Raw genomic sequence first — 15498 nt, 5'->3', positions numbered from 1 at the left:
TGCCTGTGTATCTACTTTCAGATTCAGGGTAGCACTTGGTGCACTGGTATTACCTGCTGCATCAGTTGATGTTGCGGTTACCGCGTGGGTACCATCTGCCTGTGCTGGTAAGTGACGTATAGTTACCGCTGGCATCAGCAGTAGTTGTACCTACTGATGTACCATCCACGATGATAGTTACGGTGCTGTTTGCTTCCGCTGTACCACTTACATCTGGTGTGTTATCATTAGTAGGATGCTTAGCAGTAGTAATACTCGGAGCAGCTGGAGCCTGGTATCCACTGTGAAGTTCATCACAGCACCCATACCGCTGGTATTACCCCGCCGCGTCAGTCGCTGTAACAGCCACCGTATGAGGACCATCTGCTCTTGATGTAAGTGTAGTATAGTTACCAGCACCATCAGCTGTAGTGTACCTACTGAAGCACCATCTACATAGATGGTAACAGTGCTTCCTGCTTCTGCGGTGCCTTTAATATCAGGAGTAGCGTCGTTAGTCAGACCCTGCTCTGCCATCTGCATATGTTGGGCGCAGCTGGTGTTGCTGGCGGTGTGGGTCTATTACCATAGACATTGTACCACTCATGCGCTGGTATTACCCCCGCGTCAGTCGCTGTAACCCCACCGTATGAGGACCATCTGCCCTGATGGTAAGGTGTAAGTATAGTTACCAGCACCATCAGCTGTAGTGGTACCTACTGAAGCACCATCCACATAAATAGTAACAGTGCTACCTGCTTCCGCAGTGCCTTTAATATCCGGTGTAGCGTCATTAGTCAGACCACCTGCTCTGCCATCTGCGTATGTCGGTGCAGCTGGAGTTGCTGTGCCTGCGTATCGATCATGATATTCAGTGCAGCACTTACAGGACCCGTATTGCCCGCTGCATCCGTCGCTGTTGCTGTAATAGCCCGCAGTCCGTCTGCCAGTGTACCTGTAAGGTGAATGTAAACGCACCTGAAGCATTGGCTGTTGTCGTACCAGCGATAGCACCATCCGAGTAGATTGTCACTATGCTGTTGGCTTCAGCAGTTCCGATCACAGTAGGTGTATTGTCATTCGCAGGTGTTGTTCTGGAACTGACAACCGGCGCAGGTGGCGCCTGTGTATCTACCGTAATATTTAATATGTTACTATATGGACTTACATTGCCAACTGCATCTTTTGCTGTAGCAGATACGGCATAAGTGCCATCAGCCAGTGTGGTAAAAGTATAGGTAAAGTTACCGGAAGCATTTACGCTGACTGTACCGACAGCTGTAGCTCCTCTGTAAATGGTTACCGTGCTGTTAGCTTCAGCGGTTCCATTAATAACAGGTGTATTGATATTGGTAATCAGCTTGCTGGTAGTAATCACCGGTGCAGCAGGCGCCGTTGCGTCTACTGTCAGATTCAGCGGCGTACTTACATTGCTTACATTGCTACATTGCCTATTGCATTTTGCAGTGGCAGTGAGGGCATAAGTACCGTCAGCCAGTGCCGGACTAAAGGTATACGTATAATCGCCGCTACCATTAGAAGTAACTGTTGTAACGGCTGTACCGTCTTTATATATCGTTACGCTGGTATTAGGATCCGTCTTTCCGGTAACTGTCGGCGTATTGTTACTGGTTGGATTAACAGCCGTCGTCAGTGTTGGCACTGCTGGCGCCTGTGTGTCAACTGTAAAAGTCAACGCCGGACTTTTCGCACTGGTATTGCCAGCAGCGTCAGTAGCCGTAACACGGATCGTATAAGAACCATCCGCGAGTGTCGGGAAAGTGAAGGTATAATTACCAGTGGCATTCGCATTGGTAGTTCCTACAACCGTAGTACCACTATATATAGTTACTATGCTGTTATTCTCCGCGGTACCCTGAATGTCAGGGGTATTGTCATTGGTCACATTACCAATACCACCTACCAGTGTCGGTGCCGGAGGCGTTGCAGGTGCTGTAACGTCTACCGTCAGCGGGAATGGATCACTGGCAACACTTGTATTACCAGCAACATCTGTTGCCGTTACTGTAATATGTGTAGTGATGCAGTCATCGTAGGCGCGGTCATTGTCCATTGACCGGTAGCATCTGTTGTTGCCGTACCGATCTGTGTAGCGCCGTCATATACTTTTACCTGTGAACCCGGTTCTGCGGAACCTGTCAGATCAGGTGTTACATCATTTGTAGCATTACCGCTACCGGATGCTGGTGCTAATGCAGGTCTTCCCGGTTTGGCAGGTGCAGTCAGATCGACTGTTACCTTAAATACAGGGCTTGCAGCACTGGTATTACCTCCCGTTGTCGCCGTTGCGGTAAAGGAATAGGTACCGTCTGTCAGTGTTGTACCTGTATAATCGAATGTCCAGTCACCAGATGCATTAACACTGGCTGTGCCTAATGAGGTGGATCCGAGATCCGCTCTATATACATTAATTGTCGCAGACGCCTGACCTTTACCGTTCAACTTCAATGTAGCATCATTGGTAATGGTATCAGTTGCGCTGAGACCTGTATCATCAGTGATAGAAATAATATTTGGTGCAGATGGTGCGTTAGTCACGACTCTGCTATAATCAATATTCAATACCGGATCAGATGCATATCCACCATATTCCACCACATAACCCAGATTGTTTGAGTTATTCAGGTCATTCCATCTACCCTGATTGGTAGAATAGAGCTGCATGTAACGCTCGTCTGTATTCTGATAGTTATTCGGTTCTCCACCATTCCATTTCATGTATGCGCCACCTACTGCCACCGGATTATTCAGACCGGTAGATATCGGTGTGCCTTTTTCAGGTCCTGTTACCCAATAATAAGCTCCATAAGCAGATGCCTGATCGTTATAGGCCGTACGTCCGAGTGTTGTATTTACAATCTGGTAGTCACAGGTACCGCCCACCCATCCATCACTGGACAGCTTAGACGTAATGAAATCATTTTCAATCTGTGCGGTGCTGGTAGCGAGGTATCCCTGCAAACCATACAGTGTGCGGGCTTCTGCAGCTGCTTTCGCCGCTGTCCAGCTCATTGGGGTTGTAATGTACTCGTAGTAGTGTGGTTTTGTACCTACGGTATAACTCACCACGTTACCCAGTACAAAACGTATGGTTCTATTACCTGTGTTACCGCTTGTCGTATTAAACTTCACGGTACGGTAAAATGCCTGCCATGCAGTTGCCGCAGCGGAACCGGTAAAAGTAGCAACACCAGTTGTGGCATTATAGGTAGCTGTCACACCGGAAGGTAATGTTTCCCACGAGATCACATCACCAGCAACAAATCCGGTATCTATATATACACGTCCATCGGTTACGTTGGAAGCTCCCTTTACCAGAATCTGGTCATCAATCACCGAAGCGACAGTAAACAGTGATTTCTGTTGAATGCCTTCATTTGCAGAAGTGATCTCTGAAGCAACACTGGTAGCAGCTCTTGTAGCCAGCGTGAAGTAATCGCCCTTGGTCAGACTTACACCAGATATACATACCCTGTTTACCAGAATAGTGATACCTGTGCTAATAGCTGTAGCGTTACTGAAATCTCCATCTTTGTCGATCAGCAGGGCGAAGTTACCTGAGTTGGATACATCGATACCTAATCCTGTCAGTTCGAAGCAAACATCCACCGTACCGATATTACCATTCAGATCAGCTCTCCATACCTGTTGCAGACGGGAAAGATGAGAAGAAGGGGTTTGAGTAGACTGTCCATATCCTGCACGGTCATTTGCAAAACTCAGCACTACATTTGTATTGGTCTGAGAAGGGTTGGTTACTGACAGGATACCACTGAATGAGGCACTCATATTATAAGTACCCGAACAGGCGGAGGTACGGATACCTACACCATTAATATCATTATTGTACGGAATACCCAGCGTATAGTTAGACGCCATATCGGTAAAATCCGTCGCATATTTATTGGCAAGATAAATATTGATCTTTTCTATATCACATGCATTCAGTTTTCTGTTATAAACAATCAGTTCACTGATATCACCATTATAATAGTTATTATCTCCATCCAGACCGATCCTCATATCAGTCCTGCCGGTGGCATCGGCCGTATTGTCCGTAAATGCAGAAATCAGCTTACCGTTCAGGTAAACTGCAGATGCATTACTTGTTCCTTTACTATAGACGGCCGTGACCAATCTTGTCTCCCCGGATTTTGCGCCTCCGGGTATGACGACCGCGGTGCCTCCTGTATTCAGACTGGCATCCGTTGTGCCGGTAGCAGCCTTGTTGTTGAAGTAACGTTGCTGGGTGGCCCCGACGTCTGCTCCCCAGACTGCCTGGGCATTACCATCATTCGTCCCTGGCCGGTATACCGCGAAGATGGTAACATCGGCAAGTGTACCTGCCCGTATATCCAATCCATTGATAGTCATCCCTGAACCTGCACTTGCAGACGTCCGGTTAAAATGAACAACTGGACGGTCATTGGCACCGCCACTATTGTAAATCACGGGGTTAGCTCCTGAGCTGACAGCATTATGCCCACTACCTGACTTATCATACCAGGTAGAAAGCGTACTGCCATAAGCGGGTGCAGTCGCTCCTGCCAGTACATCATTTGCGTCCAGCCACAACACGATACCGTTGTTAACGGCCGCAGGTCCTGTCTGTGCAAATAAAGAAATACTGAAAAGGCAACACAAAAGAATGCAGCCCAAGCATTTACGTAGAAATAATTTCATCTGAAAATAATTGGTGAAGATGTATAGGGACGGGATACGTTGCCAGGGTTTCCCGGATCACTCATAGGTATATGCTAATTTGATGTCAAAAGACGGTTTTCATATGTTACAAATTTATATACTTGTTTGATTTAATTATTTAGAATAACTTGTATTAATATGTAGTAGTTTTACTACAAAATCTGGTACGGTATATTACACACGTTGTTTATTTAAACGTTGTAACGTACTTTTACACAATTACTTACTATGCCTAATATACTTGTTGTAGATGATCAGGAGGTAGTTCGTTACGGCACTACGCTTATCCTGCAGAAGTCAATCGATGATGCGCAGGTCAGTGAAGCAGGCAGTTTTGAAGACACCCTGAAGATATTATCTACTAAAAAATTTGATCTTGTCATCCTGGACATCGATATGCCGGGAGGAAATAATCACCAGATGCTGGACGTGATTCGTTTACGCCATCCAGATATCAGGATCCTTATTTTCTCCAGCTATGATGAACAGATCTTTGGATGGAGGTACCTCGAAGCAGGTGCTGATGGCTTTTTGTCTAAGAAAACAGGTATAGAAGAAATTAAGAATGCCGCTAAAACCCTGCTCAGAGATGAAAAATACCTTAGCCCTACCCTTAAACAGACATTATTAAATAATTTCACTAATAAAAAAAGCGCTACAAATCCAATTCAACGTTTATCCAGCCGTGAAAATAATATCATGCAGCTGTTAATAAAAGGCTCCAGCGTGGCCGAAATAGCCGATAAACTCAGTCTGCAGATATCGACCGTAAGTACCTACAAGAAAAGGATCTTCGAAAAATTGCAGGTCTCCAATGTCATAGAAATGATAGAGAAAGTACAGCTCTACTCATAGTCCCCTATTTCTTTTATTAAAAAAGTTTTTATATTCAGCCCCTGATTACAACTGAAATCTTTTACGTAAGCATTAATCATTATTCCGACCACGACCCTATGAAACGACTACTTGTTATCGTTACAGGCATTGCTGTAACCACGCATTCTATGGCCCAGGAAAAAAAGGGACCTTTCCAGTTAGATGGCACAATCACTGGAAAAAACAGCGGATATGTTCACCTGCGTTACGGCAACGGCTTTTATATGGAGGACAGTTGCGCTATTAAAGATGGCAACTTCTCCTTTAAAGGTATGCTAAGTGAACCCGTTATGGCAACCATCAGCGGCGATGGTGAAGATGGATTTGATTTTTACCTTGATCCGGGTCAGATGACGATCAATGTAAAATCTCCCGCCTTCAAAGAAGCTGCTGTTACCGGTTCCACCTCTCAGACTGAGTATCTGGAACTACAGACAGCCAGAGCAGATGTCCAAAGGGAAATCGCTCCTCTGGCCAAAACACTGGAGGATGCCAATAAACAGTACCTGAGCGCCATCCAGTCAAGGAAATCCGACGCAGAGCTGACCGCCCTGAAAGCAAAAGCTGATGTAGCTAAAGGCAGTCTCGCTCCCCTTGAGGAAAGGGCGCGTGAAGTCAGCTATGATTTCTTCCGCTCCCACCCGGCTTCTTATGTAACGGCAGCAGAACTACGCTACTTTGCCGCTTATATGAAAGCAGGAGACCTGAAATCCTACATCAGTAAACTGGCACCCTTCCTGCAAACCAGTATTTACGGACAAGAACTTTCCGACATTCTGACCAAAATTCAGAATGGTGCACCGGGAAGTCAGGCGCAGCTATTCAGCCAGCGGGATGTTAGCGGTAAGAGCATTACACCTCTGGATTTCAAAGGTAAATACCTGCTGCTGGACTTCTGGGGCAGCTGGTGCCTGCCCTGCCGTAAAAACAATGTCCATCTGAAAGAGCTTTATGCCCGCTATAAAGACAAGGGCTTCGCGATCATTGGTATCGCTGATAATGACAGCAAACCAGAAGAGTGGAAGAAAGCAATCGACAAAGATGGCATTGGTATCTGGAGCAATATTCTCCGTGGACTTGACGCCAACAAATTCAAGGAAGATGGTAAGCCCCAACCGGGTGATATCTACAATATGTACGGCGTACACGCCGTTCCGACGCAGATATTAATCAATCCGGAAGGCATGATTATAGCCCGCTTTGGCAGCGGTGGCGAAAACTACGAATTGCTGGACACAAAACTGGCTGAAATCTTATAAGTATTTGTTACATCGCTTATCCAATACTTAACCTACGTTAATGCTACCTTTATAACGTAGCATTAACGTAGGTTAAGTATTGGATAAGTACTATAATACAAGTATTTACAACGGGTACTACTGTAGAAATTGGCATGATTAAGGTATAGGGATCAATACAAGCTGATCCAAAATATATCATATGCAAGCTAACGTAAACAGGCAGTACCCGTTTCTTATAAAAGCGCCCCTGATCCTTATTGGCCTTTACCTCTTCTTTTATTTCCTTTTCCTGCTGAAGGATATACTCGTCCCCTTTGCATTTGCAGGATTAATAGCCATCCTGTTAAATCCATTATGTAACAGACTGGAGCGATTCCGGATTCCCAAAGTGTGGGCGATTTCCCTCAGCTTGCTGATTGCAGCAATAGTGCTGGCAGGCCTCTTCTATTTTCTGTCCTCTCAGATCAGTCAGTTCGGAGAACTGATCCCCACATTGAAAACCCGCTCACAGGAACTCATGGGCGAATTACAGCAATGGGCTGCGCTGAAACTGGGTATTTCTATGGAAAAACAGACCGATATGTTGCACAAACTGTCGGACAACAGCCAGCAATATCTCGGACATACACTGGGCTCTATTCTCGGTGTAATGGGCGTGTTCTTCCTGCTGCCAGTTTATACATTTCTACTGCTGCTTTACAAAGATCAGCTGGTCAATTTTATATATGAAAGCTTCGGCACTGAGCACAAAGAACATGTGCAGGATGTACTGCAGTCAACCAAAGGCGCGATTCAAAGTTATATCGCCGGACTGCTCATTGAAACCGCTATTATCGCAGTGCTTAATTCTGTGGCGTTGCTGATTTTAGGGGTAAAGTATGCCATATTGCTGGGTACAATCGGCGCTATTCTCAACCTGATCCCCTACATCGGTGGAGTGATCGCAATTGCATTACCTGTAATGATCGCTACAGTTACCAACGATAACTTTACTACTCCATTACTCATAATAGGCGTTTACCTGCTGATACAGTTCATCGATAATCACCTGATTGTACCAAAAGTTGTCGCTTCAAAAGTATCGATCAACGCACTTATATCTATTGTCGTTGTGCTCATGGGAGGCGCATTGTGGGGCGTTAGTGGCATGTTCCTGTCAATCCCCTTTGTAGCTATTCTTAAGATCATTTTTGATCATATCGACGGACTGAAACCATGGGGTAAATTATTGGGTGATAATAACCCGGCAACCTCATCAGATCAAATCATAAAAAAGAGTAAAAATTATTTTTTGCGGGTATTCGTCCGGACCGAAATTGGTAAATTTATGGTGAGTTTTGTTAATGGCCTAAATGACTTATCGTATGGAAACAACCTTTCACATTTTGTTACACCTGAAGACATCTGACGGACATGAAAACATCGGCAGATTTTTCCTCGGAGGAGACAGAACGATGGCAGACAAACTTTTCAGCCAGTTAAAAGGAAATCCTGATGTCACCGATCAGTGTGGTTTGTGTATTGAGTTCATAGAGATGCGGGACAATCTTCCATACAATATGGAAATACTGAGTTGCACATTGGACCAGCTTGCCGAAAACTGCAAGATCATTACTAAAGCGATCTTCAAGCGATTTGCTGTATAAATTTATCGTATTGAAGTGACCTGAAATTTGCCGATTTTCTGTCCAGACCAGGTGGGACGGAAGCCGAAATAGCTTTGGTGCTTCGAATTGAGCGGAGATCAAAACGTAGCTCCTACGTTGCGCATGCACAAGCGTTATTGCAGATAGCAGCAACGGCATTATTGTCATTATCCGTTTTTTCATTTAACAGGATATTCTTCATTTATATAATCCAATAGTGCCATGGCTGTTAATCCCCACTGCGCCACTGCATTCGTGGAAATGTTATCCGCTTCTGTAATGGTATTTAACACCCGTGGACCACTCAGCGTACGTTCCTCTCTGGACAATTTACGTATGCCGGCCTCCCCTCCCAGAAATTCTTCCCACGCTCTCTGTGCAAGTTGTTTATCATTTTTTCTGATGGCAGCGAAGGCAGTCAGTCGTGCATGTCCCTGTTTTAAATTTAGCTTCCCCAATGATCTTCCCAAAACAGCTTTTTGCTCTTCTTCTGTTGCATTGTATAATGTACAATATTGCAACCATGCTTTTTCAAACGCAGGCATATCAACCAGCGCAATGAGTTCTGCTGCTATTTCCGGTAATCCGAATACAGCACTGAGATGAGACACGGAAAACTGCTCTTTGGACGCCGTTTGAAACTTACCGGTAGCCAGTTCCATTTGGGCACTGCCGGTAAAAAATCCATGGGGCTGCGCAGCGATGGTCTGCATGCTATTCAACAAACGTTCTTTTGCTGTTTTATTGCCACTACGCTCCCACGCTGTTAACCACGCAGCAGCGAGTGAACCCCAATCAGTACCAAATGAAACACCTGCATATTTGCCTTCAGGATCGCCCTGCTGCTGACCAATTTTACGACCGGGTACAATAGTACGTAATGTATCTGCTGCATCTATTTCCGCGTGCATGAGATCTCCGACTCTTTCATCCGCAGTCAGATAATAATAGAATCTTCTGTTCGCCACAGTAGATATCCGTAGTTGCTTTGCACTACATCCCCAGTGCTGTACATTATGTCTTGAACCTAATGGCGCGAAACGTCCGACATGATGTACATCTACTTCCCCCGTATGACGTGTCATGGCTTCAGCCATCCGGAACACATCTTTACGGCCGGTATGCAGGTAGTAATACCACAGCCAGAGATCTGTTGACAGTTCTGAATTGTCCCATGCGAAACCGCCTACATCATAACGCCAGACGTGTCTGTCTGCGTCATAAGAATGCATGACGTCACCATAGTTCCAGAAGCCATACCAATGCTGCTCATCTATCTGACGGCGATAGTAATCGAAATAAAAATCCAGTTGCCGGTGTATGTTTTCTTTTTCTGCGGATGTAGTCTGCCGACCTACCCAGCCTCCACCAAAAACACCTGCCTTCTGCCATTGAGAGACATCAAAGGTAATGCCCGCCGGATCCTGTATATAGGCGGCGATCTCGCTCAGGCTCTCATTCGAAGGAGTAGCTGCCAGTGCCCAGATCTGTGCCTCTGAAGTGCGGGCCACGCCATATGGGGTACCGAATCCGGGTTCATAGTCTTCATAGGTAATTTCAAGCCCTTCCAGTTGTTTTTCGAAGGTATCCTGCCCCATACCATCGTGATAGAAACGGAGGTCCATAGGAGCCGCTTTAGGCCCCCAAAACCACATGGTAACAGTTGCTTCGTCTGTATGTGCGTTGCGGATATCAAGTTGTGCAGGATGGCTTTGCCAGAAATTACGGATGCCAAATGCGAGTCCGCCGGCAGGTGTACCCAGATAAGCTGTTCCCGCTGATCTTTTGCCGTAAGCTGACTGAATCCAGCCAAAGCCTTCCTTTGTGCGCTTCTGTATATCAAATGAATCTGGTGTCGGCTGAAACAAGGTATAATCTCCGAAGGCGGGAATATATTGTAATCTGTCACCGACAGCCGGAGGTAGCGTACCTGTTACTGCTTGTCCATTTACCTGTGCTGATCTTGTAGCAGCACCCGGATCACGACGTAAGCCCGTTAAACCTTTCACCGCTTCCGCAAATATACCTTTCCCGTCAGCGGTAAAGCGGATATGTCTGTTATATGCTTCCTCTTTCAGGGGGACTGCAAAACGGATTCCCAACCCACGGATAAAATCTTTCTGCTCGTCGCCGTCAAATATAATAGTATGTATAATACGAATCGATGCGGCGCCTTCATAAAAGTACAGTCGTATTGTAAAAGGTAACCAGCTCCGTTGTTTCGCATTCATGTGATTTCCTTCGATCTTTACAACGGCTCGTACCGGTCCACCCTGTTCCAATATTACACTGGTGATATTACTCTCAAAAACATCTTGCTGAGGGGATGTTCCATCTCCTTCATCGGGCTGATCCTGCGTCAATAACACGAGTTTTCCTTCCCGGGATATAATCTGGTCTTTTCGTTTTAGTGTACGCACCAATATAGCGCCGGATTTCGCAATTTCACATTGGATAACGCCTGTATCTATTAACAGATGATCAGGATGATCACTGGTTTTCAGATCACCTTTGACAGTTGGTTTACTGGTAACAGATAAAGTTAGTTTATCTGTATTACGTCCGCTATCAGCCCCTATTGCATGAGCACTCCATTTGATGGAGCCATCCGGCCATGTTGCGAGTGACCATGATTGCATATTCACTGTTTCTCCACCTGCAGCAGCCAATGTGAATCCGGCATCCTTTTTTACCACTCCTCTGGGCCATGGTACACCCCATGTGCTGCCAGCAGATATCGCGGGTGCGATACCTCCCAGCCATTGCAGTGCAGCAACTGTCTTGTCATTGTGAGCATCCTGTTTCGTTGCGAAAGCAGGTAATGAAGATATAACAGGCCATCCGGCGCCTAATACTCCTGCATGCTTTACAAATGCACGTCTTGAGAGATTTATTTTGTGCTGCATATAGTGCTGGATAAATTAAATGAGTTGGGTTGTAGGGTTACATAATATCCTGTCGGCAGGACAATTAATAGTAAAATAACAAAAAATGGTATCTGTTTGACATTTTTAATGAAAATCTGACTCATGATTATAAGTTTACAGCCTGGGTAAATAAATATAGACTGTAGCTGATGTATATCAAAGTATGTTTTAAAAAGCGTGTGATATCGCAACACAATTTTACCGTACATCGGCACATTTCTGGTTTTCATCTATAATTTGTTATTCGTTGGCCGTAAAGGGACTATATTAGCATCACTGTCATACGAGCACTGTATGTACCCCACCATTATCCTATAGCTGCACACGAGCAAAGAGCACCAGCATACAATTAATCCTGCCATTCGCCTATAATATCTGTCCATTTACCCTGATACTGCTGTCAGCTGTTCAACCTGTAAATCAATATGCGATGATTATACAACTATGTGGCCTATCCGGCGCAGGAAAAACAACTATTGCCAGAAGCGTACAACAGAAAGCTTCCACATGCGGAATTCCTATCGAAATAATTGATGGTGATGCTTATCGCGAATCCCTTTGCAGAGATCTGAGTTTTTCAAAAGAAGACCGCTGCGAAAATATCCGCCGTCTTGGTTTTGTAGCCAGCCGCTTATCCAGCTATGGTATTATCTGTATTATCAGCGCCATCAATCCCTACGAGGTAGTACGCCGCGAACTTTCTATGAAGTATGCGCAGGTAAAAACCGTGTATATTGATTGCACACTCAATGAACTAATAGCGAGAGATACGAAAGGTTTATATAAAAGAGCTCTGTTACCCGAAAATCATCCTGATAAGCTCAATAATCTGACAGGCGTCAATGATCCATTTGAAGCGCCTGAGCATCCTGATCTGCATCTGCAAACAGACAGGAATAGCATCCAGACATGCACTAATACACTTTTTCAATTCATTCAGCAATCTGTAAAAAAACAGGAAACTAAGTACAGACACGCGGCTTCCATTTAATAGAACAGACATATGAACAATAACGTTTTGGTAATAACGGGCATGCACCGTTCGGGCACCTCATTGCTTACACAATGGCTTTATAAGTGCGGGCTGCACGTGGGGGACAGATTTCTCGGAGCTGGTATCGGCAATAATGATGGGCACTACGAAGACATCGATTTTTATAATTATCATCAACAGATACTGATAGAGCACGAGCTTCCCTCCGACGGACTCGCACCTGCATCTCCACAGGCACTCACAACAGCGCAACGTACCTCACTCAAAGCCTTGCTGCATCGTAAAGCAGCCGGCAATACACAATGGGGCTGGAAAGATCCGCGCACCTGCCTGTTCCTGCCCTTTTACAGGGAGGCTTTACCAAATGCACGATATCTGGTCATTCTGCGTGATTATAAGACGGTGGTGAGCTCTCTTGTACAGCGTTTATATACCTTGCATGCGTGGAAGTATGAACAAAGTGACCTGATCACAAAACTGATCTGGCGATATTTTAAAAAACCTTACCGGAAGAAAAAACTGTTAAAGCAATATTGTGATGAACATCTGGCAGTCTGGATTACTTATAATGAAGCGATTCTTAAACACCTCCGGCAATTGCCTGCAGCAGCTTATATAGTAGTGGATCATACGAAATTGAAAACCAGTCATAAAGAGATATTCAATCATCTTTCAGATAACTGGAATTTTGAATTACAATACCATGATTTCAATACACTCTACAAGGAGAAACTGGTCAGTGAACAGCTGGATATTATTCATTATGTAAAAGATCCATCCCTCCTGCAGAAAGCGGCCGAAATTCAATGTCGCCTGCAGACAATGGCAATATAGGCAGCTGATCCGCAGAAATTTATGGAAAATCGGCGACGGAGCATCTATAGCAATAGTACGTACCCTTAAATATACTCCCGTTATGTTGCGCAACTATTGTCGTATTTCGCTCCGGCGCCTCTGGAACAACCGCCGGTCTACTGTCATCAATGTGATTGGTCTGACCGTGGGACTATCCTGCGGTATCCTGATCTTTCTGCTGGTCAGTTATTTGTTCAGCTTCGATCGTTATCATCATAAAGCAGACAGGACCTTTTGGATCGTTACAGATATTCAACGGGAAAACGCCCTACATACAGATGCTACTCCCCGTCCTCTGGGAAGATTTTACGGGAGGATTTCACAACAGTGGAAACCGCTGTACGGCTGGAAACACTTTTCGGACAAATTATTTCCCTGCCGGGAACTACGCGTAAATTTGAAGAATCCCGCAATATCTGTTTTACAGAATCACAGTTCTTTCAGGTGTTCGACGTCGACTGGAAAGCAGGTGATAAGCACAAGGCATTGGATGCAGAGGATGGTGTTGTGCTGTCTGAACGATATGCGCTCAAATACTTCGGAACAACTGATGTAATTGGTCGCACCTTACGCATTAATAACCAGCAGGAACTAACTGTAAATGGTCTGATCGGAGATCCTCCCTCCAATACAAGACTGGGCTATGATATCATGGTATCCTATAACCTGATTGCACAGGGAAATAAGGCCGACTGGAATAATACTTCTTCGCTTTGTTTTGTTGCCATGAAGCCGCAACAAACAATGGGACAACTGCAACAGGCATTGCAGAAAATCAATCAGCAATACCTTTCTGCCGAACAGACAAGCTTACTGCATTTTCAGGCGCTTCCCTTGAGCGAGCTTAGTCATAATACACAGTATGGAGGTACAGTACCCCGGCCTTTACTATATGTATTGACTGTAATCGGTATACTATTGGTGGCAGCGGCTTGCATCAACTTCATTAATATGGCTACTGCGCAGTCGATCAAACGTTCAAAGGAAACAGGGATCCGGAAAGCGGTAGGCAGTACAAGGTCACAGCTTGTTATTGAGTTTTTGACAGAGACGGCAATGGTCACTTTAGTAGCCGTGATGATGTCGGTTATTATTGTACAATTATGTCTTCCATGGTTAAATAATGCCTTATCTGTCTTACGCGCAGATATGTCTGTTCTGTGGCTTTTCAGACCACATTTCCTCAGCTGGTTTCTTGTCCTGATCGTCGGTGTTATATTGCTTTCCGGATTATATCCTGCACTTGTACTCAGCCGCTTTACTCCTATAGCAGTATTACAGGGGCGTGTAAACAGTATACGGACGAGAGGAGCCTCTCTACGAAAAGTATTGGTGGTGACACAATTTTTATCACCCAATTCTTTATCATAGCAGTCGTCGTTATGAGTGCACAGGTTAGGTATATCCGTCAGACTAATCTGGGTTTTAATAAAGCGGCCATACTTACAATACCTGTTACTGCGGTAGTGGCAGACAGGAAACACTGCGTCAATTACTCGAAAAGACTCCGGGAGTTGAACAGGTGTCACTGGCTGCTGAAATCCCCTCTTCTTTCCGCAACGATCCCGTTCCTTTTAGCTATGAAAACCGTAAGTCCGGGTTCCCTGTCAATGTGAAAATCGCAGATACCGCTTACACCCGCATATTCGGCCTGCCATTGCTTGCAGGTGCTAACTTTAGTAATAATGACACACTCAATGACGAGGCCATCTTATCAATGATGGCAATAAAACAACTAGGACTTGTATCTCCACAGGATGCTATTGGTAAAAGGATTAATATATGGGGCAGAGATAAGCGGATTGTCGGTGTAGTAGCGGATTTCCATTCACAGGATCTTCATCATGCGATGCGACCGGTTATTTTATTAAACTTTCCGTCTGAATACAGCATTGCTGCATTAAAGATAAGTACTGTTGATGCTATTCCTGCAATAGAAAAAACGTGGAGTACAATCTATCCTGATCAGGTATTCAGGGTGAACTTTGTAGATGATATGCTCGCCCGGTTTTATCTGACAGAAAATATATTATTGGGACCAATACAGTTATTTGCTTTAGTAGCAGTATTACTGGGGTGTCTCGGACTATACGGACTTACATTGTTTATAGCAGCGGCCAGGAATAAAGAAATCAGTATCAGGAAAGTGTTTGGTGCTTCTGTCATCAGTATGGTCACTATGCTGGCGAAAGATTTATCCGTCTGGTTGTAATCGGGTTGTTTATTGCCACGCCCTTAGCTTATATGGCAATGAA

Annotated in this window: 15 protein-coding genes; 8 read left to right on the top strand and 7 right to left on the bottom strand. The window is 45.0% G+C overall.

The window, feature by feature from the left end; translation table 11 throughout:
* From FEF09_RS35165 to FEF09_RS28720, 6 genes are all read right to left on the bottom strand, one after another.
* On the bottom strand, positions 1-120 hold a 120-nt coding region (locus tag FEF09_RS35165; protein WP_409994898.1), incomplete at its 3' end, for an Ig-like domain-containing protein.
* Positions 62-253 carry an Ig-like domain-containing protein gene (locus tag FEF09_RS35160; protein ID WP_186774597.1) on the bottom strand — a complete coding sequence of 64 codons (192 nt, stop codon included), beginning with the start codon at positions 251-253 and terminating at the stop codon, positions 62-64. The genes FEF09_RS35165 and FEF09_RS35160, both read right to left, overlap by 59 nt.
* Positions 208-516, bottom strand: a complete 309-nt coding sequence (locus FEF09_RS28730; protein WP_146308272.1) for a hypothetical protein — start codon at positions 514-516, stop codon at positions 208-210. Before FEF09_RS28730 ends, FEF09_RS35160 begins: the two co-directional genes overlap by 46 nt.
* 90 nt (positions 517-606) lie before the next feature.
* Complete coding sequence (locus tag FEF09_RS35155) at positions 607-966, bottom strand: Ig-like domain-containing protein (RefSeq protein ID WP_409994897.1); 360 nt, start codon at positions 964-966, stop codon at positions 607-609.
* Positions 863-2053, bottom strand: a complete 1191-nt coding sequence (locus tag FEF09_RS28725; protein WP_146308271.1) for an Ig-like domain-containing protein — start codon at positions 2051-2053, stop codon at positions 863-865. Before FEF09_RS28725 ends, FEF09_RS35155 begins: the two co-directional genes overlap by 104 nt.
* Complete coding sequence (locus FEF09_RS28720; protein ID WP_186774595.1) at positions 2002-4659, bottom strand: Ig-like domain-containing protein; 2658 nt, start codon at positions 4657-4659, stop codon at positions 2002-2004. The genes FEF09_RS28725 and FEF09_RS28720 overlap by 52 nt, the downstream gene beginning before the upstream one ends.
* Positions 4660-4932: 273 nt before the next feature.
* Between FEF09_RS28720 and FEF09_RS28715 the strand changes: the two genes are divergently transcribed.
* The 4 genes from FEF09_RS28715 to FEF09_RS28700 all read left to right on the top strand — a co-directional run bounded on the left by FEF09_RS28715 (position 4933) and on the right by FEF09_RS28700 (position 8467).
* Complete coding sequence (locus FEF09_RS28715; protein WP_012791746.1) at positions 4933-5559, top strand: response regulator transcription factor; 627 nt, start codon at positions 4933-4935, stop codon at positions 5557-5559.
* Positions 5560-5657: 98 nt separating this feature from the next.
* Positions 5658-6839 carry a TlpA disulfide reductase family protein gene (locus tag FEF09_RS28710; protein ID WP_146308269.1) on the top strand — a complete coding sequence of 394 codons (1182 nt, stop codon included), beginning with the start codon at positions 5658-5660 and terminating at the stop codon, positions 6837-6839.
* A gap of 181 nt (positions 6840-7020) precedes the next feature.
* Complete coding sequence (locus tag FEF09_RS28705; protein ID WP_146308268.1) at positions 7021-8229, top strand: AI-2E family transporter; 1209 nt, start codon at positions 7021-7023, stop codon at positions 8227-8229.
* On the top strand, positions 8186-8467 hold the full coding sequence (locus FEF09_RS28700; protein WP_146308267.1) for a hypothetical protein: 282 nt from the start codon (positions 8186-8188) through the stop codon (positions 8465-8467). The genes FEF09_RS28705 and FEF09_RS28700 overlap by 44 nt, the downstream gene beginning before the upstream one ends.
* A 179-nt stretch (positions 8468-8646) precedes the next feature.
* Here FEF09_RS28700 and FEF09_RS28695 read toward each other — a convergent pair whose 3' ends face one another.
* Positions 8647-11373 (bottom strand): Tat pathway signal sequence domain protein, encoded by a 2727-nt coding sequence (locus tag FEF09_RS28695; protein WP_146308266.1) that lies wholly within the window; start codon positions 11371-11373, stop codon positions 8647-8649.
* A gap of 451 nt (positions 11374-11824) precedes the next feature.
* Here FEF09_RS28695 and cysC point away from each other — a divergent pair, with 451 nt between their 5' ends.
* The 4 genes from cysC to FEF09_RS28675 all read left to right on the top strand — a co-directional run bounded on the left by cysC (position 11825) and on the right by FEF09_RS28675 (position 15455).
* Positions 11825-12385, top strand: a complete 561-nt coding sequence (gene cysC, locus FEF09_RS28690; RefSeq protein ID WP_146308265.1) for an adenylyl-sulfate kinase — start codon at positions 11825-11827, stop codon at positions 12383-12385.
* 12 nt (positions 12386-12397) lie between these two features.
* A complete protein-coding gene (locus tag FEF09_RS28685; protein WP_146308264.1) occupies positions 12398-13222 on the top strand; it encodes a sulfotransferase in 825 nt (274 codons plus the stop codon).
* A gap of 348 nt (positions 13223-13570) precedes the next feature.
* Positions 13571-14614, top strand: coding sequence for an ABC transporter permease (locus FEF09_RS28680; protein WP_186774594.1), 1044 nt, complete (start codon positions 13571-13573; stop codon positions 14612-14614).
* 151 nt (positions 14615-14765) lie between these two features.
* Positions 14766-15455, top strand: a complete 690-nt coding sequence (locus FEF09_RS28675) for an ABC transporter permease (protein ID WP_146308262.1) — start codon at positions 14766-14768, stop codon at positions 15453-15455.
* The last annotated feature ends 43 nt before the right edge of the window (positions 15456-15498 follow it).

The sequence above is a fragment of the Chitinophaga pinensis genome (assembly GCF_007896845.1).
In the GTDB taxonomy this organism is placed as follows: Bacteria; Bacteroidota; Bacteroidia; order Chitinophagales; family Chitinophagaceae; genus Chitinophaga; species Chitinophaga pinensis_C.
Note: the sequence above shows the minus strand (reverse complement) of the source record. Positions and strands in the feature narration are given on the sequence as shown.